Genomic DNA, 457 nt, shown 5'->3' with positions numbered 1-457 from the left:
GGTCGCTGTGCTTATTGCGGCTGCGAACTTGGCGATAAGTGGCATGCAGACCATGTAGAAGCGGTACGAAGAAATATCAGCAACGGCTACGCAATGGACAGGCCAGAAAATGACACGGTCAGCAACATGGTTCCAGCATGCATCCCCTGCAACCTGTTCAAAATGTGCAGCACAGTAGAAGACTTTCGCAGCCGCATAGCCACTCAGGTTGATGTGACTCGTCGGGCGTCAAGAAGTTACCGCACAGCGGAATCATTTGGCCTGGTTAAACAGACTAACGCGCCAGTTGTGTTCTGGTTCGAAAAATATCAAGAAGGGGCTACAGCATGACAACTAACCACCCGGCGCACGGTCTTGTATCACTCGATCGCCTGCACCAGATACGCGAAATACTCAGCAAAGCAGCAGCACAAAGCGACGGCGGTAATCTCGGCTACGCAATGGCTGATGCTGTGAA

1 protein-coding gene is annotated in these 457 nt (G+C 52.1%); it reads left to right on the top strand.

What is annotated here, in order from left to right:
• A partial coding sequence (locus tag FDX11_RS25210; protein ID WP_137397243.1) for an HNH endonuclease occupies window positions 1–330 on the top strand: 330 nt, incomplete at its 5' end.
• Window positions 331–457 lie beyond the last annotated feature (127 nt).

It is taken from the genome of Citrobacter sp. wls714 (assembly GCF_005281025.1).
GTDB lineage: Bacteria > Pseudomonadota > Gammaproteobacteria > Enterobacterales > Enterobacteriaceae > Citrobacter > Citrobacter werkmanii.
The sequence above is the reverse complement of the archived record's forward strand: the minus strand, read 5'-3'. Positions and strand labels throughout refer to the sequence as shown.